This window comes from Nostoc sp. LEGE 12454 (genome assembly GCF_056620565.1).
In genome coordinates, this window is the sequence record NZ_JBWQXL010000028.1 from 12,891 (window position 1) to 37,217 (window position 24,327).

19 protein-coding genes, 1 tRNA gene and 2 pseudogenes are annotated in these 24,327 nt (G+C 38.8%); 11 read left to right on the forward strand and 11 right to left on the reverse strand.

The window, feature by feature from the left end:
• Positions 1 to 199: 199 nt before the first annotated feature.
• The 6 genes from AC1F2U_RS23880 (at position 200) to ftsH2 (ending at position 8,226) form a co-directional block, all read left to right on the forward strand.
• Positions 200 to 1,822: a serine/threonine protein kinase gene (locus tag AC1F2U_RS23880; protein ID WP_480263345.1), complete on the forward strand. Its 1,623-nt coding sequence runs from the start codon at positions 200 to 202 to the stop codon at positions 1,820 to 1,822.
• Positions 1,823 to 1,923: 101 nt separating this feature from the next.
• Complete coding sequence (locus tag AC1F2U_RS23885; RefSeq protein ID WP_480263346.1) at positions 1,924 to 3,450, forward strand: serine/threonine protein kinase; 1,527 nt, start codon at positions 1,924 to 1,926, stop codon at positions 3,448 to 3,450.
• A 110-nt stretch (positions 3,451 to 3,560) separates the two neighbouring features.
• Positions 3,561 to 3,634, forward strand: a tRNA-Asp gene (locus AC1F2U_RS23890).
• Positions 3,635 to 3,767: 133 nt separating this feature from the next.
• Entirely contained in the window at positions 3,768 to 5,213 is a 1,446-nt protein-coding gene (gene gltX / locus AC1F2U_RS23895) for a glutamate--tRNA ligase (RefSeq protein ID WP_480263347.1), read from the forward strand.
• Between the two features lie 223 nt (positions 5,214 to 5,436).
• On the forward strand, positions 5,437 to 5,931 hold the full coding sequence (locus AC1F2U_RS23900) for a hypothetical protein (protein ID WP_480263348.1): 495 nt from the start codon (positions 5,437 to 5,439) through the stop codon (positions 5,929 to 5,931).
• 408 nt (positions 5,932 to 6,339) lie between these two features.
• Complete coding sequence (gene ftsH2 / locus AC1F2U_RS23905; protein WP_480263349.1) at positions 6,340 to 8,226, forward strand: ATP-dependent zinc metalloprotease FtsH2; 1,887 nt, start codon at positions 6,340 to 6,342, stop codon at positions 8,224 to 8,226.
• 150 nt (positions 8,227 to 8,376) lie between these two features.
• On the opposite strand, the gene rnc is transcribed toward ftsH2, so the two are convergent.
• The 3 genes from rnc to AC1F2U_RS23920 all read right to left on the reverse strand — a co-directional run bounded on the left by rnc (position 8,377) and on the right by AC1F2U_RS23920 (position 10,752).
• Complete coding sequence (gene rnc / locus AC1F2U_RS23910; RefSeq protein WP_480263350.1) at positions 8,377 to 9,063, reverse strand: ribonuclease III; 687 nt, start codon at positions 9,061 to 9,063, stop codon at positions 8,377 to 8,379.
• A gap of 138 nt (positions 9,064 to 9,201) precedes the next feature.
• The gene (locus AC1F2U_RS23915) at positions 9,202 to 10,008 is read right to left on the reverse strand and encodes an NYN domain-containing protein (RefSeq protein ID WP_480263351.1); all 807 of its coding nucleotides are present in this window, start codon (positions 10,006 to 10,008) and stop codon (positions 9,202 to 9,204) included.
• Positions 10,009 to 10,539: 531 nt separating this feature from the next.
• The gene (locus AC1F2U_RS23920; protein WP_480263352.1) at positions 10,540 to 10,752 is read right to left on the reverse strand and encodes a hypothetical protein; all 213 of its coding nucleotides are present in this window, start codon (positions 10,750 to 10,752) and stop codon (positions 10,540 to 10,542) included.
• An 80-nt stretch (positions 10,753 to 10,832) separates the two neighbouring features.
• Here AC1F2U_RS23920 and AC1F2U_RS23925 point away from each other — a divergent pair.
• Positions 10,833 to 11,917 (forward strand): annotated as a pseudogene (locus AC1F2U_RS23925) (ISKra4 family transposase).
• Here the strand turns inward: AC1F2U_RS23925 and AC1F2U_RS23930 are convergent.
• Together AC1F2U_RS23930 and AC1F2U_RS23935 are read right to left on the reverse strand one after the other, a co-directional pair.
• On the reverse strand, positions 11,910 to 12,356 hold the full coding sequence (locus tag AC1F2U_RS23930) for a hypothetical protein (protein WP_480263353.1): 447 nt from the start codon (positions 12,354 to 12,356) through the stop codon (positions 11,910 to 11,912). The pseudogene AC1F2U_RS23925 and the gene AC1F2U_RS23930 sit on opposite strands and share 8 nt — an antisense overlap.
• A gap of 54 nt (positions 12,357 to 12,410) precedes the next feature.
• On the reverse strand, positions 12,411 to 12,998 hold the full coding sequence (locus AC1F2U_RS23935; protein WP_480263354.1) for a Uma2 family endonuclease: 588 nt from the start codon (positions 12,996 to 12,998) through the stop codon (positions 12,411 to 12,413).
• Between the two features lie 118 nt (positions 12,999 to 13,116).
• On the opposite strand from AC1F2U_RS23935, the gene bchD reads away from it, so the two are divergent.
• Positions 13,117 to 15,150, forward strand: a complete 2,034-nt coding sequence (gene bchD / locus AC1F2U_RS23940) for a magnesium chelatase ATPase subunit D (RefSeq protein WP_480263355.1) — start codon at positions 13,117 to 13,119, stop codon at positions 15,148 to 15,150.
• Positions 15,151 to 15,221: 71 nt separating this feature from the next.
• On the opposite strand, the gene AC1F2U_RS23945 is transcribed toward bchD, so the two are convergent.
• Positions 15,222 to 16,007, reverse strand: coding sequence for an RNA polymerase sigma factor SigF (locus AC1F2U_RS23945; protein WP_229498888.1), 786 nt, complete (start codon positions 16,005 to 16,007; stop codon positions 15,222 to 15,224).
• A gap of 785 nt (positions 16,008 to 16,792) precedes the next feature.
• Between AC1F2U_RS23945 and AC1F2U_RS23950 the strand changes: the two genes are divergently transcribed.
• The 3 genes and pseudogenes from AC1F2U_RS23950 to AC1F2U_RS23960 form a co-directional block, all read left to right on the forward strand.
• On the forward strand, positions 16,793 to 17,521 hold the full coding sequence (locus AC1F2U_RS23950; protein ID WP_480263356.1) for a Bax inhibitor-1/YccA family protein: 729 nt from the start codon (positions 16,793 to 16,795) through the stop codon (positions 17,519 to 17,521).
• A 230-nt stretch (positions 17,522 to 17,751) separates the two neighbouring features.
• Positions 17,752 to 18,108: a PCRF domain-containing protein gene (locus AC1F2U_RS23955; protein ID WP_480263391.1), complete on the forward strand. Its 357-nt coding sequence runs from the start codon at positions 17,752 to 17,754 to the stop codon at positions 18,106 to 18,108.
• 97 nt (positions 18,109 to 18,205) lie between these two features.
• A pseudogene (locus AC1F2U_RS23960) lies at positions 18,206 to 18,568 on the forward strand (IS4 family transposase); the annotation flags it as partial.
• Positions 18,569 to 18,682: 114 nt separating this feature from the next.
• Here AC1F2U_RS23960 and AC1F2U_RS23965 read toward each other — a convergent pair.
• The 5 genes from AC1F2U_RS23965 to AC1F2U_RS23985 all read right to left on the reverse strand — a co-directional run bounded on the left by AC1F2U_RS23965 (position 18,683) and on the right by AC1F2U_RS23985 (position 24,310).
• Positions 18,683 to 19,558: a glycosyltransferase gene (locus tag AC1F2U_RS23965; protein ID WP_480263357.1), complete on the reverse strand. Its 876-nt coding sequence runs from the start codon at positions 19,556 to 19,558 to the stop codon at positions 18,683 to 18,685.
• Positions 19,559 to 19,600: 42 nt separating this feature from the next.
• Positions 19,601 to 20,581: a glycosyltransferase family protein gene (locus tag AC1F2U_RS23970; protein WP_480263358.1), complete on the reverse strand. Its 981-nt coding sequence runs from the start codon at positions 20,579 to 20,581 to the stop codon at positions 19,601 to 19,603.
• 164 nt (positions 20,582 to 20,745) lie between these two features.
• Positions 20,746 to 21,510: a glycosyltransferase family 2 protein gene (locus AC1F2U_RS23975; RefSeq protein ID WP_480263359.1), complete on the reverse strand. Its 765-nt coding sequence runs from the start codon at positions 21,508 to 21,510 to the stop codon at positions 20,746 to 20,748.
• 1 nt (position 21,511) lies between these two features.
• Positions 21,512 to 22,870 (reverse strand): hypothetical protein, encoded by a 1,359-nt coding sequence (locus tag AC1F2U_RS23980; protein ID WP_480263360.1) that lies wholly within the window; start codon positions 22,868 to 22,870, stop codon positions 21,512 to 21,514.
• A gap of 177 nt (positions 22,871 to 23,047) precedes the next feature.
• Complete coding sequence (locus AC1F2U_RS23985) at positions 23,048 to 24,310, reverse strand: glycosyltransferase family 4 protein (protein ID WP_480263361.1); 1,263 nt, start codon at positions 24,308 to 24,310, stop codon at positions 23,048 to 23,050.
• Positions 24,311 to 24,327 lie beyond the last annotated feature (17 nt).

Consider the following 24,327-nt stretch of genomic DNA (forward strand, 5'->3'; position numbering starts at 1 on the left):
ATAGTTTACGTGTAATTTCTCAACCGCGATCCTTAATAAATATGTTACACAATGTTTAGTAGCTTTTGCAGAGGGCTTAAGCATATTTACAGCATATAATTAATTTTCTCAAAATTCAGATATCTTATAGATTTAAATTTAATAATTAGCTAGATTTATTAAAGTATTTTGCCAATAACATTTTTTATAAATGATTTTTATGCCAGAAAATAAAATTGAGAGTATGGTAGGGCAAAAGGCAGAATTAGATGATTACATCGGACATTTTTTAAACAATCGCTATTTAATCAGAGATTTGATTGGCAAAGGGGGGATGGGTAGAGTTTATCTAGCAGAAGATACTGCTAAAGGCGGTATGCCGATCGCAATCAAAATCTTATCACTTAGTTTGTCGAACCAACAAATGTCCCAACGTTTTGCCAGAGAGATTTTTATTGGCGCTCAATTGGGTCGCAAAAGTAAACATATTGTTCGCATTTTAAGTTATGGAGTTACTGAGGATAAAACTCCATTTTATGTAATGGAATACCTCCAAGGAAAAAATCTCAAACAAATTCTGAAAATTCAGCCTTTAACAATATCGAAGTTTTTAGAAATTTGTAATCAAATTTGTTTAGGCTTACAATGTGCCCACCAAGGTATCAGCCTTAAAGGAGAGATTTATCCTATTGTTCACAGAGATATTAAACCAGAAAATATATTTATTGCTGAAGATAGTAAAAAAGGTGAAATTGTTAAAATACTAGATTTTGGTATTGCCAAGTTTTTAACAGAGCGAAGTGGGATGACCCTAACAGATTCTTTTATTGGCAGTTTGCCTTACTGTTCTCCAGAACACATGGAAGGGCGTAAACTCCTAGATGTCCGCTCTGATATTTATAGTTTGGGAGTATTAATGTTTGAGATGCTGACAGGGAAACACCCATTTCAAACAAAAAGTAACTCCTTTGGTACTTGGTATCAAGCCCATCGCTTTCAAATGCCACCTACAGTTGAAGAAGTAAATCCGCAAGTTAAAATACCAGAAATATTAGAAAAAATATTGATGAGTTGTTTAGCTAAAGAAGTAAGCGAGCGCCCTCAGAATATCAACCAAATATTAGAAGATTTAGAAAAAGTTAGTGTTCAAGTTAATAATGTTATTTCTAGCAATAGCACTGACATTATTAAAGTTTCGCTTCCAGTTCAATTAGTACCCGCAACTTTACTATCAGAAAAAGAGTGCTTGCAGAAAAATTGGCCTAAAAATAAACCAATTGCGCCAATTGGTTTTCCCCATTTACTACAGACTGCTCAAAGACCTATACCAACTTTTTGGGCAATGTTGCCCAAACAAGAGATCGCAAAGTTTTTGGATAAAATACATACTACTGAATTTATTAGTAAAATGAATGTATACCCAATGCTAATGTGGGTAACAGTACTATATGACGCCCAACCTTCTACGACTAAGTGGCTACCTTATTTTCTGGATCTAAAAGATAACAAGAGTCAAAATATAGCACGTAGTTTAGCAGAAGTAGGCTACTATCATTTACTATTTTTCCCCTTAGAAGAGCCAACTCATTGCTCTCATGTAACGACTTTAAATCTCACGGCTAAACAGCGTCAGCAACTTTTAGATTGGTTAGATATAAGTCAACAGTCAAATGAATTGATTTTGCCTAGTCAAGCCAAAAATATTCTAAAAACAGAGTACGAAAAGCTGAAGTTAGACATATTACGAAACTTAGCCACACATCAAAAATCTGAGACAGAAGTTTTAAAAACTTGGATGAATAAATTTTTGGAAATGTTTTTAAAAATGCTATTACGTCGTTGAAATTCTGCTAGCAAAATCAAAAGGCTTGCTACCATTAACTAATAATATTTTTATGTGTTTACTGCTAACTTTCAATGGACTCAGCATCAGAGGTGAACAAAGTGAATCAAAGCCCATTTACATCTCCCAGTAGTACGGGCTTGCTTGCCAATCGTTATCAACTCAAGCAATTAATTGGCAGCGGTGGCATGGGTGAAGTTTTTTTAGCAAATGATGTTTTGTTAGGAGGTATACCAGTTGCTATCAAGTTTTTGACTCAAACTGTTGTTAATACCAAGATGCAACAAGACTTTGCTCGTGAAGCTTTAATGAGTGCAGCCTTGAGTCAAAAGAGCATACATATAGTGCGGGCCTATGATTATGGTGTGAATGAGAGAGGAAAACCATACTACGTCATGGAATATTTATGTGGTAAGAGTTTAAAGGATTTAATTCCGCTATCTCTACCCATGTTCTTGACTCTCTCTCGCCAAATTTGTTTGGGCTTACAGTGTGCGCATCAAGGGATTAATATTGATGGCAAAATTTGTCCTTTGGTTCATCGAGATATCAAGCCTGCCAATATATTAGTTATTCCCGATCCGATATTGGGTCAGTTAGTTAAAATTCTCGATTTTGGTATTGCTAGATTTTTGAATTATGCATCAACAGCTAGTACAAGTAGCGGATTTAATGGCACTTTACCCTACTGTTCTCCAGAACAGCTAGATGGAGAAAAATTAGATAGTCGCTCTGATATTTATAGCCTGGGTGTGATGATGTTTGAAATGCTCACAGGCAAAAAACCTTGGGAAACAGAAACTGATTACTTTGGCGCTTGGTATAAAGCACATCATTTTGAGGCACCAAAAACGATCGCAGATGTTAAACCTACTCTTAAAATACCTCAGAAGCTAAATAATTTAATCATGGCTTGTCTGGCTAAAAAAGCAAGCGATCGCCCTCAAAATATCGCTGAAATTTTACAAGTTTTAAACAGTCTAGAACAGTCTACTTGTCCTACTTCGCCTACAAATTTCCCCTCTAACTCCATCCTCACTAGTCCCTTAAATTCTAGATTACCAATCACTGTAGAACAAAGCTATCGGCAGCTTTTGTGGCCTCAAAATAAACCAATTCAAGAAATTGTTTTTCCCCAGCTTCTAGACACTCCACAAGGATCTATAACAGCGCTATGGTTGATGTTGTCTAAACAAGAAATAAAAAATTATGCGGTTTCTACCCGTTATAACCAGTTTGTCTTTGTGACATCCCCTCACCCAATGTTGTTGTGGGTAACTGTACTCTATAATCGGCAATTCGCTCCTAAGTGGCTACCGTGCTACTTAGATATGCAAAATCCCCAAAATCTGAGGATGGTAAGTTTCCTGGCTGAAAATGAACAACATCCTTTGATTTTCTTTACTCTGGAAGCACCACATTCTTGCATCAAGGTTCTCAGTAGTCGCATTGAGTCAACTCAGCGGCAAATGTTAAAAACTTGGGTGCAACAAAGCCATAGGCTACCACCCACTTCTCAACCCCAATTGAGCAAACAGCTATTGAAACAGCAGTATAAACAAATGCAATCCCGAATATTGCAGCATCTGGAATCAGAGCCACAGGTTGTGTTATCACGGTCTTTTTAACGTACAATTCGCACTTTGGAGATACGTAACAAAAATCATTCCTAATTTCTGACTCCGAAACACTTGACAAGTAGAGAAAAAATAGTGATAATAGCAAAGTTGCCAAACAAGGGACTGTAGTTCAATTGGTTAGAGCACCGCCCTGTCACGGCGGAAGTTGCGGGTTCGAGCCCCGTCAGTCCCGTTCTAAATTTATGAGTAGCAAATCACTTAACTTAGGTGATATTAGATTTTGAATTACCCACAGAGGTTGACTCAGGATTCAGAATTTAAATATAAGCTACATTTATCATGCTTTGCGAAAGAGAGAATTAACTGTGACTGTTAGAGTCCGTATTGCGCCGAGTCCAACCGGAAATTTACATATTGGTACAGCTAGAACGGCTGTATTTAACTGGTTATTTGCCCGCCACCACGGCGGTAAATTTATCCTGCGAATAGAAGATACAGATTTAGAGCGATCGCGTCCCGAATACACCGACAATATTCTTGAAGGACTGCGCTGGCTAGGACTTAACTGGGATGAAGGCCCATTTTTCCAATCCCAACGCCTGGATCTTTATAAAGAAGCAGTAGAAAAACTGTTAGATCGAGGATTAGCCTATCGCTGCTACACTACTTCCGAAGAACTAGAGGCGCTCCGAGAAGCTCAAAAAGCTAGAGGCGAAGCACCTCGCTATGACAACCGTCACCGCAACCTCACCCCAGAACAACGCGTCGCCTTTGAAGCAGAAGGTCGTTCTTTTGTAATTCGCTTCAAAATCGAAGATGGGCGGGAAATTGTCTGGAACGATCTAGTAAGAGGCAAGATGTCTTGGCGAGGTAGCGATTTAGGTGGTGATATGGTCATCGCCCGCGCTTCAGAAGAGGGTAGCGGTCAACCTTTATACAATTTTGTAGTTGTAGTGGATGACATCGATATGCAAATCACCCACGTCATCCGCGGAGAAGACCACATCGCCAACACTGCCAAACAAATTCTGCTGTATGAAGCGATGGGTGCAAAAATTCCAGAGTTTTCCCATACGCCATTAATTTTGAATATGGAAGGGCGCAAGCTTTCTAAGCGAGATGGCGTCACTTCCATTTCTGATTTTCAAAAAATGGGCTTTACTGCTGAAGGTTTGGTAAATTACATGACATTGCTGGGTTGGTCGCCACCAGATTCGACACAAGAAATATTTACCTTAGAAACAGCAGCTAAAGAATTTGGCTTTGAGCGCGTCAATAAAGCAGGTGCAAAGTTTGACTGGGACAAGCTGGATTGGTTGAACAGTCAGTATATCCACAAAACGCTAATAGATAAACTCACAGATTTACTCATACCCTATTGGGAAGCGGCTGGCTATAAATTTGATGGTGGAAGAGAACGCCCCTGGTTAGAACAGCTAGTAACTTTAATTAGCCAGAGTTTGACTCGCCTGGTAGATGCAGTACCTCAAAGTCAACTGTTTTTTAGCGACGCAGTTGAATTTAGCGAGGAAGGCAGTACACAACTGAAGCAAGAAGGTTCTGCTGCTGTCCTTGAAGCGATTGTCACAGCTTTAGAAAATCAGCCGCAACTGTCAGAAGCCGCCGCCCAAGACATTATAAAACAAGTGGTGAAAGAACAAAAAGTCAAAAAAGGCTTAGTGATGCGATCGCTCCGAGCAGCTTTAACTGGAGATGTTCATGGCCCCGACTTAATCCAATCTTGGTTACTACTAAATCAGATTGGTTTAGATAAATCGCGCTTGATTCGGGCTATAACGGAAGCTAAGTAGCGATTACTTTCAGATTTTAGAAATATTTTAGATTTTAGGGGCGCACAAACGTGTGCCCCTATCCATAAGGTAAAGCAACGATGGGAACAAGAAATCATTGACTAATTACTAATGAATTATCCCCAATTTCACATCTAAAATAGTTAGTCAATTCTCCTCATGTTGGGAACTTGGTGTGTAAAATTCATGTCTTCAAAAACACTTAGAAGCGAACGTAATTACAATGCCGACAAAAGCGCTCAATAGAGGGATGAGATTATCGTTCATGATAGTTACGCTCTTCATCACATCGACAGTTAATGCTGCGGTTGATGCTCAGGAAGCGCCAACGATATTTGGAGATGTCACCATTAGTCCTCAGTTTTCACCAGACCCCCTGACAGTTCGCGGGATGAGTGGTGGCTCAATATCTGGGAGTCAAGTAGGTGGGAGAAGCGAAACAGCCACTGGCCCTTGTACCGGATTTGTGGATGAAACACCAGACCACACATTAGCCTTAACAAGTAAATTTGACTACCTAAAGCTGCAAGTGCAAAGTCCTGAAGACACCACCATAATTATCAAAGGGCCCGGTGGTACTTGGTGCAATGACGATTTTGATGGCAAAAATGCTGGCATTGTTGGTGAATGGCTGGCTGGAAGTTACCAAATTTGGGTTGGTTCCTACGAAAAAGGCAAGTATCTTCCTTACACTCTAAAAATTACAGAAGTAAAGTAGGGCATTGGGCACAAGAAGCAGAGGTGCGGAGGGGCAGAGGGGCAGGGAGGAAAAACTTACTGTAACTTCTCCCCTTCTTCCTCATCTCCCTCACTCCCCATTTTCCCAGAATCATGATTGAGAGCGGCTTAAACGATACAAGGAGCATTCTGGAGAAATTCTCTCTGTCTTTGCATCCCGTTGCGCTCCCTTTTCTCGTGCGATATTGTATTAAAATTAAGTTAACTTTGATTAAGATTCTTGTTGGCATCGCCATAATGCTCTAATTGCCTTATGGCAGTGCATCTAAGAGATCAAATTAAACAAAATGGATTTATAAACATCCGTTTAACAGCTTAAAGTGACAGAGTGATGAACATTCGGTTACTAGAGCTAACGAGTTGTATAGGCATCTAGAGGCAAATTAAAATGAAATTCTCTTGGAAAGTCGTAGCACTCTGGACGTTGCCGGCTTTGGTAATTGGCTTTTTCTTCTGGCAAGGGGCGTTTGCAGGCGCTCCTGCCGACATGAGTAAGAATGCAGCCAATACCCGCATGACTTACGGTCGCTTTCTAGAATACTTGAACAGCGATCGCGTCAGCAGTGTGGATCTTTACGAAGGCGGTAGGACAGCAATTATAGAAGCCCGCGATCCAGACCTGGAAAATCGTGTCCAAAGGTGGCGTGTGGATTTGCCTGTTAATGCTCCTGAGTTAATTAGCAAGCTCAAAGAGAAAGCCATTAGTTTTGATGCTCACCCTATGCGGAATGATGGCGCCATTTGGGGATTGTTGGGCAATCTCATCTTTCCAGTTTTATTGATTACTGGGCTGTTCTTTTTGTTCCGGCGTTCTAGCAACCTCCCCGGTGGTCCAGGTCAAGCAATGAACTTTGGTAAATCTAAAGCGCGTTTCCAAATGGAGGCAAAAACCGGCGTCAAATTTGACGACGTAGCCGGAATCGAAGAAGCTAAAGAAGAACTGCAAGAAGTCGTCACCTTCCTGAAGCAGCCAGAAAGATTTACGGCTGTGGGCGCACGGATTCCCAAGGGAGTGCTGTTAGTTGGGCCTCCTGGAACTGGTAAAACTTTATTAGCAAAAGCGATCGCAGGCGAAGCAGGCGTACCTTTCTTCAGTATTTCCGGTTCGGAATTTGTGGAAATGTTCGTTGGTGTAGGTGCATCCCGCGTCCGCGATTTGTTCAAGAAAGCTAAAGATAACGCTCCCTGTATCATCTTCATCGATGAAATTGACGCCGTAGGACGGCAACGGGGTGCTGGTATCGGTGGCGGTAACGACGAGAGAGAGCAGACCCTCAACCAATTGCTCACCGAAATGGACGGGTTTGAAGGTAACACAGGCATCATTATTATTGCTGCCACCAACCGTCCCGACGTACTAGACTCAGCATTGTTGCGTCCCGGTCGCTTTGACCGCCAAGTAACAGTCGATGCACCCGATATCAAAGGGCGTTTGGAAATCTTGCAAGTTCATGCGCGGAATAAGAAACTAGATCCTAGCGTATCTTTGGATGCGATCGCTCGCCGTACTCCTGGATTCACTGGTGCTGACTTAGCCAACTTACTTAACGAGGCAGCAATTCTGACAGCTAGAAGACGCAAAGAAGCGATCACCCTCCGCGAAATTGATGATGCGGTGGATCGGGTAGTAGCTGGGATGGAAGGTACTCCCTTGGTAGATAGCAAGAGCAAGCGCTTAATTGCCTACCACGAAATTGGACACGCCTTAGTTGGGACTTTGTTAAAAGACCATGACCCAGTGCAGAAAGTTACCTTAATCCCACGGGGGCAAGCACAGGGTTTAACTTGGTTTACACCCAACGAAGAACAGGGATTAATTTCTCGTTCTCAACTCAAAGCTAGAATTACTGGTGCTTTGGGTGGTCGCGCCGCTGAAGAGGTTATTTTTGGCGCTGCGGAAGTCACAACTGGCGCTGGTGGAGACTTACAACAGTTATCAGGAATGGCCCGGCAGATGGTAACTCGTTTCGGGATGTCCGACTTAGGCCCACTGTCATTAGAAAGTCAGCAGGGAGAAGTATTCTTGGGTCGTGACTGGACAACCCGATCTGAATATTCCGAATCCATCGCTTCCCGCATCGATGGACAAGTCAGGGAAATTGTTGAGCAGTGCTACGACAATGCTAAGAAGATCATCCGTGACCATCGCACTGTCACCGATCGCTTAGTAGATTTGCTCATTGAAAAGGAAACCATTGACGGCGAAGAATTCCGCCAGATTGTGGCTGAGTATGCTGAAGTACCTGATAAGCAACAGTACGTACCGCAACTGTAATAGTTGACTCTTTTCCGACTGCTATCTGGAAATGAGTAAAGTGACAAAAAATAAAATGAGGATGGTATACTCCACCCTCATTTTTTTGCGTTTTTTCAGTGTTAGGAAGTTTCTAATTTTAAAATTTCAAAATTTACGAACCTATAAACTCTATAACAAACCTTGTTTTTTCAACTTAGCTAACGCATCTTCAGCAGCAGCTTTTTCTGCATCTTTTTTATTGCGTCCCTTACCTTCTCCATAAATCTTTTCATCTACCAATACTTTGGCGATAAATTCTGGTGCATGAGAAGGGCCTCCTATTTGGTCTGTAAAGTATTTGGGGGGATTTGGGGTAATGTTGCGTTGCACCCATTCTTGAAAACGGTTTTTTGAGTCTACATTAGAACGAGGTACAATTATATGCTTAGGATCTACAGAATCAAATAGTGGTTCTATAATTGCGCGAACTGTTTCAATATTGGACTCATTATCTAAATAGTAAGCACCAAGAACTGCTTCAAAAGTGCTACTGAGCAAATTAGGATTTTGGTAGCCTCCATCTCGAATTGCACCTTTTCCTAGCCGCATCCTAAAGTCTAAACCTACCTCCTCGGCGAATTTTGCTAATTGCTTTTCATCTACCAGCGCCGAACGCCGCCGGGTCAATTCATCTTCTCCCATTTCTGGGTGACAACTATATAGATACTCGCCACTTAAGAAATTCAGCAAAGCATCACCGAGAAACTCTAGGCGTTCATTATGTTCGCCTTCTCCGGGGTTTTCATGGACGTAAGAACGGTGGGTAAGCGCACGGCGTAGAAGTTTTTCATTATGGAATATTAGAAGTTTGTGCATTTTTATCTTGTGTTTTGTTGCGACAATTGACGGTTGGGAAACTTTACAAATATTGCTTTTTTCAGACATAAAAAAACCGCAAATCGCGGTGTCTTGGTAAAACCCAGTTGAATAGAAACTGGGTTTTACAAAGGTATTTTAGGCAGCCAGTATATCTAATTCAGTTAAAAATAACTCCTGATTTTGCTTTTGGACTTTGCCATCCTTTACAGCAACATCAATAAACTGGCTAAAACTCTTAAATTTATTGCCATCATCTGTAGAAATAGATAAGTATCCTTGATAGTTAGTACAACGTTGACGCATCAATTTATCAATGCGACCAAATACGGTAGGCTTACCTTGGCTTGAGGCAGTTTTGATAGCTCCAATTAGATACTCTATAGCCTCTTTGCAATTAATCTGAGACACAATAGCCGTGTTTTGAGGTTTAGTCTTATTGCTATTGTCAACTAACTGAGGTAATTGATCTACAAAATAGAAGTTTTCATTACCAACTAGTTTAATCAATTTTGGATTTTCACTACCTCTTTGAGCAAAGATTATCACTTTTTTACCTAATGCCTTTAACATGCAAATTAAGCCAGCATAGTCCCAGTCTCCTAGTACCAGAATAATTGTATTAGGACTAGGTAAAGGTTTTGGGGCGAACAGTTTAACACAGTCAGCCATCAATCTATAGTCTGCACTATTCTTTGAATGATCGGGAACATCAACACCCTTCATACCAAGAATTTCTAGCTCGTTTTTGGTAGAAACTTGGTCTATGTAGTGTGAATTATAGTAAACATTTTTGCAGCCTATACGCCCCTTGGATTGGGCAAATTCCAGCAACAAATGACCCTTTCCTTTAATTGAAGAGACGTTTTGAATATCGGCCAAAATGGCGATAATTTTTTTTTGCTGGCTTGTTTGTTTTTTGGAAGATTGATTAGCGTGTGGCATTGTAATATATCCATATTCTTTGGTGAACTGGACAGCTTCAACAAATTACACATCTAGCAGTAGCAGAGCTTTATACGAGGAATTTGTACTTAAAAATTACTATCCTGCGATAAATCTCTCTACCGTCGCTTTCGTTTGGTTCAAGTCTCAGCCGTAGAACTCCTGGCTTCCTACCAAGTTTCGCGTCATCCTTTCCCCTGAACATTCATCCAAACATCTTGTCTTCCCGTTGAAAGTCTAGTCAATCAGTTGACCTGACATTGGACTGAATACTTAGGGGAGGGGATGACGCGAAGCTCGGCAGGAAACTAGGAATTCTGCTGCTGAGACAACACCAAAAACTTGCGCTTTAGAGTGCGGTTCTTTTGCTGTCTTAAGTACACATTGTCATATCTGATGCTGGATGTCAATATAGTTATTGATGAAGATTTTGTAAAAGCGTAGACGCGTAGCGGCTTGTCGTAAAACATCACCTGTTATTCATCAATTGTAAAAATCATCTATATTTTGTCACAACCACTATTTTTTTAGTTAATAAATAATTTCCGGTTTACTTTGAGCGATCGCACCATACAAAATACCTAAAATTTTCTTAATATCCTTAATATAATATTCACTCAAATCAATCGAAACTATATTACCTTCAAGCCTAAAAAATTGCCAGATAGTACCGATAGTAACAGCACCATATATAGCTTTGATTTCATTTCCACCTCTCTCGTTAAATAACTGAGCAGCTACCATTTCAGGGAGCATCCACTTTTGGAAGATATACAAATTCTGGGAGAATATAACAACAGATAAAACCGTGTGCCTCAATAACTATGAAGCAGGATAAACAAGAACGGCTTAAAGCGTGCTTAGAAGAATTGGCAGCATTGTTATATGAAGAAGCAGACAAAAGTCAGCTGACAGATCTCGAAGGGATAGAAAAAACAGTTCGCAGTCAAATATTAGAGCTAGTTAGCCCAGAAATAGCCTTTTTTTTATCGCAAACAAAACAGGGACAAAGGTAGGTAAAACCAGGAAAATCAAAAGCCTGGTTGGAGAATTGAAATTAAAAGCGAAACAGGTACAGAGACTGGGTTTGAAACCCAGAAGTCGGCTAAGTCCTTTACTTCAAAAGTGTTGTTTGAGACTATCAGCCAACGAATCATACCAAAATGCCGAAACAGAAATTGAGGCATTAACAGGAGTCAAAGTTGGTCACTCAACGCAGCAAAAATTAGTTATGGAACAAGATTTTCAACTACCACAAGCACTTCAAGCTATATCAGAAGTGAGCGTGGATGGAGGAAAAGTAAGACTACGAGGTAAACCTCGTGTCGGTTGTCACTGGCGAGACTATAAAACTGTTCGTCTACAAGGGATTTACTACGGCGCATTTTTTGACTCAAACCAATCATTAATTGATTATGTCAATAGTCAGCGTTTGGTTGACCCACTTGTTTGCTTGGGAGATGGCCACGATGGTGTATGGAATTTAGTCAAGGAGTTTGCGTAGGCGAAGCCCGTCGTAGACATCGCTAGCCAAAGATGGGAAATTTTAGATTGGTTTCATCTGGTGGAAAATCTTTATAAAGTTGGCGGTTCTTCAAAGCGGCTTAAAGCTGCTGAGACTCTGTTATGGCAAGGTCAGGTGGAGTCTGCTCAGGCTTTATTCACTAATTGTCGAGGTAAACAAGTTAAGAACTTCTGTGCCTACTTAGAAAAACATCGCTCTCGCATTGTCAACTACAGCTATTACCAGGCTGAACAAGTCTGTTCCATCGGTTCTGGAGCAGTTGAGTCTGCGATTAAACAAATTGGGACAAGGATTAAAATATCTGGGGCACAGTGGAATTTTGAAAGTGTCAATCAAATTCTTTCTGTTCGTTGTGCTTATCTCAATGGTTTACTTGCTATTTGAGTATTTCTGCCAAAACTGGATGCACCCCCATTTCAGCAATACATTGAGCTAAACCAGACCTCAAATTCTCATTTTTACTTTCTACTAACATAATTACCGGACTACGCACAAGCAACTGCTCCGAAGAAAGACTCAAAATAAAATCACAAAAGCCGTTTAATCCTCGCTGGCTATCAACAGTAAAATCAACTCCATAAAAAAAACTTATTTCATAATTAAACTTGCGTCTAATTTCTAATAAAATTGGACTAATTATCATTTCGCTTCGAGCTTTTTCGGAACTTATTGCTACTGCTAAATCAACATTTTCCCTAAGAATAGTAGATAATAACTCACTACAGTCTTGCTCCTGTACATTTGCAAATAGTCCAGATAGCTCGTGGATAACTAACCCAAAAGAATCAATAACTTCAATAAGTTTAAAATCACTATAAGCCATAAAACTTACTCTTTGGTCTTATGACTGAATCTTATCTCATTGCTATAGCAAAGCTTAAAAATTCAGTTTGGGCGGAAACACCCTCACTAAATCAAGAGATAAATCCGGGAAGCAAGGAAAATTTATTACTTGATTCGATAAAACAATTTGTTTATTTAAATAACCAGATTTACCTTGATTATTCTGATATGCTTCACTGTAAACTTCCAAATAATTATCGAATAAATTGAATATCCAATAATCAGCAATACCTGCTTTAGCATAAAGAGGTATTTTCACATCTTGGTCATAAGCCAGAGAAGAATCTGAAACATCCATCACTAATAACACATCAGCAGGTTGAGGATGACCAGATAGATAATTATCATCTCGATTTTGAAGAATAGCAAAATCTGGTTCAGGTTCGCTGTTAGGTGGCAAAGCAATCGGGGCTTGAGATTGCAAGGTTGCTCTATCACCTACAAGTTTCGGAAGTTCTCGCAACAAGTTTCGCAAACAAGTTTCATGGGCTGTACCTTTGGATGCCATTTCAATAATTTCCCCGTTAATTAATTCAATGTGGTCATCTTCATGGAAAAAGCCCAATTCAGTAAGCCTGTGGTATTCATCCAGTGTGAAGCGTTTAGCCTGAGCAATACTCATGAATCTTCCTCCCAAGGGAAATGTGATGACGTAACGCCCACCGCAGGCGATCGCACTTATATTCTAAATGTGTCAGAAATTGGTATGCTAAAGGCCGAGACTCGCTAATTTGCAAACAATGCCTGCGCCTACTATTAATCCCACAATCACTGCTTTTCCCTTGACAGCCGTAGTTGGTCAAGAAGCAATTAAATTAGCCTTGCTTTTAGCCGCAGTCGATCCTGGTTTAGGAGGAGTGGCGATCGCAGGTCGTCGCGGTACGGCAAAATCTGTAATGGCTCGTGCTATTCATGCTCTACTACCGCCGATTGAAGTTGTCAAAGGCTCAATCAGTAATTGTGACCCCAACCACCCCGAAGAATGGGACGATCAATTGTTGGCGGAGTACGCAGACAAAGATATTCAAGATGTGCCCGTCGAAATTATCCCCGCGCCTTTTTTGCAAATTCCTCTAGGTATTACAGAAGATCGACTCCTCGGTTCAGTAGATGTGGAAAAGTCGGTAAAACAAGGTGATACGATTTTTCAGCCTGGATTACTCGCTACAGCAAACCGTGGTGTACTGTACGTAGATGAAATTAATTTATTAGATGAGCAAATATCCAATCAACTTTTAACAGTATTATCTGAGGGACGTAACCAGATCGAACGGGAAGGGATTAGTTTTCAGCATCCGTGCAAATCCCTATTTATTGCCACCTACAATCCAGAAGAAGGCGGATTACGGGAGCATTTGCTAGATAGAATTGCGATCGCCCTCTCTGCTGACGGTGTACTCGGCTTAGATCAAAGAGTAGAAGCAGTTGAACAAGCGATCGCTTATTCTAAATCTCCCCAAGACTTCCTCCAACAGTACAACGAAGATTTAGACTCCCTCAAAACTCAAATCATCTTGGCACGGGAATGGTTGAAAGAAGTCATCATCACTCATGAACAAATTGCCTATTTAGTGGATGAGTCCATTCGCGGAGGAGTTCAGGGACATCGCGCCGAGTTATTTGCCACGCGGGTAGCCAAGGCGGCGGCGGCTTTGGAGGGGCGAACAACAGTTAATGCCGAAGATTTGCGCCGTGCGGTGGAACTGGTAATTGTACCACGCGCCACAGTTGTGCAGACACCACCACCAGATCAAGCACCACCTCCGCCTCCACCGCCGCCGCAACAAAATCAAGAAGAACCCCAGGACGAATCAGAAGAGGAACAAGAAGAACAGGAAGAACAGGAAGAAAATCAAGAGCAAGAACCCCCTAGCATCCCAGAAGAGTTTATCTTTGATCCAGAAGGGGTAATTCTTGATGACAGCGTGCTTTACTTTACTCAAACAGCGAAGCGGCAAGGTAAATCTGGTAGTCGCAGTGTCATTTTTTCCGATGACAGGGGACGCTACATTAAGCCAATGTTGCCCAAAGGAAAAGCGCGACGCATTGCAGTAGATGCCACCTTGAGAGCTGCGGCTCCTTATCAAAAAGCACGAAGAGAAAGACACCCAGATAGAAAAGTTATTGTCGAACAGCCTGATATTCGCTCAAAACGCCTGGTACGCAAAGCCGGGGCGTTAGTAGTATTTGTGGTAGATGCTTCTGGCTCAATGGCCCTGAATCGAATGCAATCGGCTAAAGGTGCGGTGATGCAACTATTAACAGAAGCTTATCAAAACCGCGACCAAATAGCATTAATTCCCTTCCGAGGAGAACAGGCCGAGGTATTATTGCCTCCAACACGTTCTATTGCCTTAGCACGTAACCGCTTGGAAAGGTTGCCCTGTGGTGGGGGTTCGCCTTTAGCGCATGGTTTAACTCAAGCTGTGCGCGTCGGCTTAAATGCTCAGATGAGTGGAGATATTGGGCAAGTTGTCCTTGTCGCAATCACCGATGGGCGGGGTAATATTCCCTTAGCGCGTTCTTTGGGCGAACAGCTAGAACCAGGAGAGAAGCCAGATATTAAAGGAGAATTATTAGAAATTGCTGCCAGAATTCGGGCTTTGGGGATGCAACTATTAGTAATTGATACGGAAAGTAAATTTGTGTCTACTGGCTTTGCTAAAGAATTATCGCAAACAGCAGGGGGTAAATATTATCATTTGCCAAAAGCGACAGATCAAGCTATTGCTGCTATGACCAAAGGTGCGATCGCTGATTTAAAATCTAGATAATTAGTTATTACTTATTTGTCATTTATTTGTCAGCTGCTTTTCTACTAACCACTGACCATTGACTAATAACATCAAGACCCAGTGGGCATTACCTGTGGTTGCAAATAACAAATCAAATCTTGAATACCCTTTTGGAGATAGCGCGTTACTGTCATTGGACTAGTACCAATATTTTTAGCAGCATCTTTACGAGAAAGCTCTTTCAAAAATACCATTTCAACTGCCATACGGGGCTTTTCTTCCAACATATTGATTGCGCCTTGGAGTTGTTGGCGTTCTTCTTCTTGTTGCAGAAGTACATGAGAACGAGGACAAGGAAGTGCCTCACCCAAGGTTATTTGGCAATCAACATAGTTAACTGCGGTTGCATCTAAACTTAAGGGCATACGGTTTTGAGCAGCTAACTTGGTTTCTTGCCACTCTTGTACAGATACCCGAAGTTGGCTGGCAATTTCAGCATCCTTGGGCGGGCGACCTAAAGAGATTGACAAGTCCTTGCGAATCTTCTGGCCTTCATTATATAATTCTTGCCAACGACGAGGAATTTTTAATAGAGTACTGCGATCGCGCAAAAAGTGCAGCATCTCACCGCGAATGTATGGCACTGCAAACGAACTAAAAGCATATCCTTGGCTAGGATCGAAACGCTCAATAGCCCTAATCAAACCAAAATACCCAATTTGTTCTAAATCTTCATAAGGTTCATTACATTGATGGCTGAATTTATGAGCCATCTTCCGTACTAAGCCAGTATGTAACTGTACAAGTTTATTACGAAGTTTAATAGAAGGATTCTGGTGGTACAAGTGTAATAATTCTATACCATCAGTTCGTAAAGAGGACTCACTTGTTGCCATATACATTCCTTTGTTGTAACTCCTATTTCTGAGAAAATGGAGTTGCGTATATTTTCTTCTAAGCTGTTATTATTTTGCTTAGTCAGGGAAGAATAAGCCATCGTCGTTTCACTGAACTTATCAGGGGCCGAACTCTACAATTCAGTATTTGTACGCATGATTTTGCGAACCTCTCTGTTGGAGGTTCTTTTTGCTTTTTATATAACTGTTGAATGGTAAATAATCTTTAGCTTTTGCAACAAAAACTAGCTATTTATGCTGAATAATGCATTATTGACCTAATATCTATCAGTCATACTGAGTGCAAGTAGATCGGTACTGAATTAATCGCAAAAGAGACTGGGCAATTTTATCTCTTAGTACGCACCTTTATTAACAAAGGTCAAAAATCCAAATTGGCAGTTGGATTTACAGCAGTTTTCATGTATTTGAACCACACCTGTCGTAGGGACGCAAGACCTTGCGCCCCTAACGCGTGGTCTATTTACCTGAAATAGCTATAAGAACAAAACCCAAGAATCCTCAGAGACTGACAATTCTAACCTTTTAACAAAGCAGTCCATTAGATTTGACAACTATATTAGACCTCTTACATAAATCAAAAATAAAGAACCCCACCCCGCATTTGAGTAAAGCAAACGCTCCCCTCCTCGCTTGCGGGGAGGGGTTGGGGGTGGAGTGTTAGGGACTTTTGCAAGAGGTCTATTAAATCCTTGGCTGTTAACCCCAAAGATTGGTAAGAATAGGAATAAGCAGAACATTTTCCTAAAAAACAGTTTTTCAATATGAGCAATACCAGTAATTTTCGTGAAGCTATCCGTGAGGCTAAATCTCACACCTTGGTTGGCCCAAATGTAATTGCCAATGCCCTCCCCTACGTCGGTGGTGGATTGGTGCTAACGGCATTAGGAACCTACGGCGGTTTGGGAGTTATCCGTACTAACCCCGAAATATTCTTTCCCACCTTCATTGGTGCGGTGATTGTAGAGTTAGTTTTGTTCTTTGTTGCCCAAAATGTTGCCCAAAAAGGTAATAAGGGGCTTGCACTACCCCTGTTGGCAACCTACAGCCTCTTGTCTGGATATACCCTCAGTGGCTTGGTGTATGTTGCCTTGAGATCCCAAGGTGTTGGCATTCAAGGTATTGGGTTGGCTGCCCTTGGTTGTGGCGTTACTTTTATTGCTGCCCGTCAAATTGGTTCAAATCTTTCTGAACAAGATGGGATGGCTTTGACGAAAACTATCAATCTCGGCGTTATCGCCTTGGTGGTTGTGTGCCTAGCCCAATTCGGCTTTGCTATGTTTGGTGTTTATACGCCAAATTGGTTAGAAATTGCCATCTCCGGTTTAGGAGTATTTCTGTTTGTTGGGGTTTCTGTTGTTGATTTCTACATCTTGCCCCGCACTTACAGCGATGACCAATATCTGCCTGCTGCTTTGTCGATGTACTTAACTTACATCAACTTGTTCGTCTTTATCTTGCGGTTGTTAATTGCTATCAATGGCCGCGATTAATTGTCTGTAGACACTAACAAAAGTAAACTTTTCTAAAATAAAACCGTGGTTAAATTTTTAACAACCACGGTTTTTTTATTTGTTTAATAGTAGAATATGTAGATAAGTTAAGCCTCAAGTGAGCAAAACTATGCTTGAACTCTTAAATATCAAAATTGAAGTAGAAAGGTTGTCTAATATCTTGAGCAAGGCTGAAGGCTGTCTTTGACCTCTCAGAACTGAGTGCAAGAATTGAGGAGTTGAATCAATTAATTTCTCAAGCTATTTTCTGGGATAATTCTGTCACTTTCTATCAGATACTTCAAGAAATTGATTTCCTCAAGGCTACAAAGAAACAATATCAGCGATCGCACCTCATTCTAGAAGATATCAAGGCTGCACTAGAATTACTAGAATTATCTGCTGATGAGGAATTGTTGCAAGAGGCAAAAACCAACCTTACCCAACTCCAGCAAAAACTCGAAACAATAGAAATACAACAATTATTGTCCAACCCCTACGACCAAAAAGGTACATTTCTCACTATTACTGCTGGGGTTGATGGTGCAGATGCTCAATACTGGGCATATATGCTGACGGGGCGATAAAATAGGCTAAAAAGCTTATGAGATAAAGAAACCAGCAATTTGTGGTAGAAAAAGCTCGGTCTATTTTTGTCAATAAGACCAATAAGATTGATAATGTTACCTAATTGAAGAAATGTTCCGTGACTTTAAGAAAGGTGGTTAGAATTTGGAGGATACTAATGTATCTGATAAACGCTTAATAGTTCTAATTTTATTAATAGCGATGCCTGCGGCGGGCTACGCCTACGCCTACACCGAAGCGACAATTTCTGGACAAAAAATTAAACGTAAAGGTGTCCAAAAATATGTTGATCGTGTTAAAGAATATGGACGTACAACCAGGCGGCATAGCAGTTTTTATATTGGCTTATATGGTCAAACTTGGGTCAATTTTGCAGAACAATGTCAAGATTTATTCACGGATTTAATAAAATTAAGTCGCAATAAGCGTAAGTATTATCAACGGGGTCTCAGGCTATAAACAGTATGATAAATATTTTTTGCTGGAGATTAAATAGATATCATATTAAACCGCTTTTTATGATAATAATTAATACCTGCACTTTGAATATAATTAGTTATAAATTTTGGATTTCTATTTAACTAAAAATTCACGACCATTTTGATTAAAATTGCTCTCTTTTTTAAATTTTTTGTATCCCCAAACTTGCATTTGATAGGGAAGAATGCGAAATAGTAAAGACATTACTTTGAGAATATTTAATTTTAGTGAAAGAGTATTGTATTGATATCGTGCTTTAATTTGCTGTCCTAAAGCCGCAGACCTTCTACTTATAACGCCTGTATTTCTATAATAAAGTAAAGGTTCAGATAAATTTGAAATACCAACTCTCAATTTCAATGCTCTTGCCCACAATTCTAAATCACATTCAGAACGAAATTCCATGTTATAAAGTCCTGTTTTCGCAAAAACGCTACTTCTAAACATCACAGATGGATGTATCAACGGATTTTGATAATGAAATAGTGCATGTATCTCCTGATTACATACAGGCATTATCCTAATTGAGCAATTTTCTCTTGGAAATTCATCCTCAAATACAAAAGCCCAAGTACCCAAGATATCAATATCTAAGTTACTTTCTAAAAAATCTATTTGTTTACTTAATCGCTCTGGATGTGCAATGTCATCAGAGTCCATTCTTGCGTAGTATTTAGATGACGAGTTTAATATGGAGATATTAAGCGCATGAGCTAAACCCATGTTTTGAGAAATTAAGAGGTGTTTTATATGAGGATAAGTTGCAGTATATTCCTTAACAATTTCCTCCAAAGTTTTTGAAACCAAACCATCCTGAATTAAATGAATTTCCTTTGCTGGTACACTTTGCCATAGGATAGAGTCAATAGCAGCACGAAGATGTGCAATATTGCTACCTTGGTAAAAAGGAATACCCACTGTAATGCTTGCTTGTATATTGCTAGAAACTGTAGGTACTGTATTCGACATAGATGTATTTCACCTTTGTATATTTCAAAAACAAAAATGTGTTTATAAAATTTCTTGCAAGGTTTTTGAAAGATAAGCTTCTGAATGATTTTCTTGGAAGTATCTTATTGCTTCCCAATAGCGGGTTTCATAATCATTTATGTCCATACTAAATAAATCATGGATACATTTTGACATTGAGCTTTCGTCATTAAAATCAGTAAAAAATACAAAACTTAGACCTTTTAAATATGAAAAAGTAGGAATATCATTAATAATTAAAAGCTTTCCATAACTCAAAGCCTCTGTCACCACACCACTTTGAGTTGAGAATGAGTAGGGAATCACAACAAAGTGGCTTAAACCAAGTAGAAAACTTTTAGCACTATTTGAAATGAAGCCAGGAAATCTAATTATTAGTTTTTCGTCGTAGTTTACTTGTATGTTCCTCTCGCTTCCACCCCGAATAAATCTCGCTTGTTTTGGGTAATCTTTGTTAATTATACTTGCTAGAGATAAAAATCCTTGAGGGTTTTTATCTCTATCTGCTCGACCTAACAATAAGAAACTTTTTTCATTATGCCAACTAAACTTAAGTTGCGCTAAATTATTTTGTAAAATCTCTTCTGGAAGAGAAAGAAATGATAAGTTTAACTTGTAAAGCTTATCATTATTAACAAATTCTTGTGCTTTCAAAAACGCTTCATTGCTAGGCAATAATATCTTATCTCCTACATAGCCAAAAACTAAATGATATAAAAATACAATATATGCTTTTAAAGGGTTAATCCTTCCTTTTTCAAATTTAGGCTCATGCATCAAATAAGAAATTTCTAAGCTTTTATTTAGAATTTTACTAATGATTTTTAAAATTAAAGCTAATACTAAATAATCTAACTGAATTAAAAAGAAAAATACTGATATTTCTTCTTCCCTATTTAGGCTCATGACTTGTTTTATTAATGACCAAATTTCTCGTAAAGTGACGGAATATAAGTATTTTACAGAATAACTAGCTATATCAGAACCAGTATTTAGTGTCATTGCTTTATAAAAAGATTCTGAGCAATGATGCACTCTGGGATTTTTCGGTCTAAAAAGATATATTATATGCATAATTCACAAATGGATAAAAACGCGGTTATTTCTAAAATAAATATTTGAGATAACTGAAGTCTTAGTAAATATTCGCTAATGTAATATTTGGTTTATTCTTTTTTGGATGCAAAGGGTGAGTCAATTTTGAGATAGTTTTTAAGTACAATCAATGTATTCAAAATGCTAATTATCAATTTTTCATGCATTTTATTAGCGTAAATCAAACGTATTTGTGAATGTTCGCTAATTCTCTTTTGAGTTTGGCTAGAAATACCTCCAGGTTCGCGTATTGATATTACTGTAGGTAAATAAAAGATTGTTATATTTTTGAGCATTCGCAGAAATAACTCGTAATCCATAGAAATTTTGAGAGATTCATTGTATTTGTAATTCTTATGTAGAGAAGTTTCACAGAAAAAACCCTGGTGTGGTAAAAACATAAAGTATTTTAGAAACTTCGATGACAGTTGCGGCGGACGATAAAATATGGTTTCTCCAGCAAAACTTGTAGTGACTGTGACACCAATAGCACATTTCCATTTATGTTGCATATAGTTTTGCACAACTTCAGAAATCACTGTTTTGGAAAAGAATACATCTCCAGAGTTTAAGAAGAAAATTAAATCTCCATTACTTTTTTGTAACCCTTTATTAAATGCGCTAGATATACCATTATCTAGTTCTGAAAAATAAATATACTTTTTAGAATGGGTATATGAATCTAAAAACTCTTTACTTCCATCATCAGAATCTCCGTCAATAACAATATGTTCTATTATTTTATAATCTTGTTCTTTGACTGATTGTAAGGTTTTTTGTAATCCTTGGTAATTATTTTTGGATATCGTTACTATCGATACTTGGTAATTATTCATATTAGTTATAATTAATTATGTTTAATACAAACTGATAAAAAAGGTAAAAATATTCACTGATTGGTGTAGTTAGCGGTTCCCCATCCCAAAAAGTTAGGTAGCTTTGAGGAGATGTGATACTAACAAAAAAGTAAATCATCCTGAAAACAATTGCCAATATAAATATAAAAGTATCATATCTATAGGCACTATCAAGTTTGTCGGAAGAGAGAGCAATAATATAAAAAAAACCAGGTATACAAAAAAAGATACTGGTAATTCTCAAATTAAATCCATACGTTAAAGACCCAAAATAAAGTAAAAAAAGCAAAAAGAATGTTGTAATCCATCTTATATATCTTCTATTTGTTTTGCTATATACTCTATTTATTTTGCTTAGATCGGATCTTAAGATAAATATAGAGATAATAGTATAATCAAGAATAGGGCGTATTTGATTTTTAATCTTATCTCCAAAACTGTAATCATCACCGCCACCGCCATAAATATCGATTCTCTGAGATACAGAACCATCAAAAGATGACAACGAACTTGTCAAATCTAGCAGTGATTTCATTATTACTGATGAAAATAAAAGTATCGACCCGAAACAAATAATAATACTAAATCTATTATTCAAATATTTAGAAAAGTATTTAAATGGATTTAATACATTAATAAATTTGTACTTTAATAGTCCAGGTAATATGCCAAAAATATACATTAAAGAAGATTTATGTGTCCAATAGCCGACATATATACAAAGACAAGCGATCGCAAAATTATCAATATAGATAGCAGGTATTATAAATATCCATGAATAAATTTGCCTCATCCAAAATAGTTGAAAATAATATCCTTGAGTCGTTACATTAATTAATATGATTAATGGATAAAAATCGGGCATAAATAGCATGGATAAAACGGTGAAAGCCGTATTCATGCTCAAAGATTGAAGGAATAAAAAACTCAGTTGACTAGGCCCTATTAATACACTCAAATATTTAGGCAAAATGAAAGAGACTGGTTCTAGTTCGATATCTGGAATAGTCAACCCTGTTTCTTTCTGAAGCGAAGAATAAATATCAAGATATACAATTGTATCTTGAAATGGCTCAAAGCTGGCTATATATGTAGTTATTGTAAATAAAACTAGTAAGATTGGAAATATATTGAGTACACGTTTTTGGTTTCCTACTATTTGATTTTGAGAAACATTAATTTGGCAATATGCAAGTATAAAAACTACACCTAATAACGGAATAATAGCCCAAATAGCTAGACCAAATATCAAAATAAAATTTTTAAAATTGCCAAACAAAGAAAAAATTTTATGTATTGAATGGATTTTATCCTTTTCTGGGATGAATTTAAGAAGCATAATTTTTAGATATTATAAGTGCAACATTATCACCTCGATAGACTCAAAAATCTTGCACTTTCTTTGGGAGGTTGCTAAACAAATTTGATGAGACTCTGTTACGAAGCTACTATTTATCAAGCTGTGTGAATTCTAAATCCACTGTGGCGGCTTTTTCATCAAGCCCTATATAGTTACTCACTTTTTTTGTATATTCATTGCTTCCTTATAAACCGCAACGTACTGCTGTGCGATCCGAACTGGATCAAACATATATTCTGCATGACGACGGGCTGCTAAACTAAGAGATTTACTTTCTTTTTGTTGTTGTAAGACCCATTGAATTCCTGTTGCTAAATCTTCTGCTTCGTATGGTTGTGCCAAATAGCCTGACACCTTATGCTGAATTAAATCAGGCATTCCTCCAATTTTGAAGGCAACAGTAGGAGTACCACAGGCTATTGCCTCAACAACTGTATTTGGTAAGTTATCTTGTCTAGAAGGTGCAACAAAAACATCAGCAGCAGAATAGAGTAGAGCGAGAGAAATATCATCAGCAAGATGTCCTGTGTATCGAAGCGGGAAACCCAATTTAGGAACTTGTGGCGGACGTGACTGCCCAAAAATTACTATTTCAATTTCTATATCTTTTGACTTTTGATTTTCCAGAAAACTGGTAGCTTGTAATAATAAATCAATACCTTTGCGAGGATCGTTTGTTCCACCCAAGGCACCAAATAAAATTAACGATCGCTGTTGAGGTAAATTCAAAAGCTGTCGTGCTAATGTTTTTTCAATCGGACGAAAGCTATCTAAATCTAAGGGATATGGTATTACTGAGACGGGACAATCTGCCATCAATGCACTATTGCGAACGCAATCTGCTAGCCAGTTACTAGGGCAAACAATATGGAAAGGATATTTCCAGTTACGTTGCTTGCGTTCCCAAGTCCAACGATTTAAATCGAAACCAGACTCGTCTTGTGGACGATTGTCTGCTCGATAACCCTCACGCCAGCGAGCATTAAGTCCATCGTTTGTATAGTGCTCTGCTCCACAAAATGCCCACATATCGTGAAACGTCCACACTATCGGTTTACGAATCTGACCAATTTCACGAATGGATAAAGTCTCTGCACCTACCCAATGAAGATTTATCACATCTGCATCAGAGGCATGGAAAGATTTTACCCAATTAGAAGGAAGAATCCCAGCTGAATAACGCGTTGGATCGGAACTTTTGATGGTTTTTTTGGCTAATAAACCAATACCTGTACGAATTTCTGTTGTTATTCTTCCGATTTTTAATGAATTACCTCTAACTGTTGGATCGTCAGAACTCTTTGACAAAACTTGCATCCGAGAGTCTATTTCTGCCTGTAACAGACAACGATGAATCCGGTAAGCTGCACGAGCAGCACCTCCAGATAAATCAGAATAACTAGTATGAATAATTTGCATAAGTAGATTCAATAGTT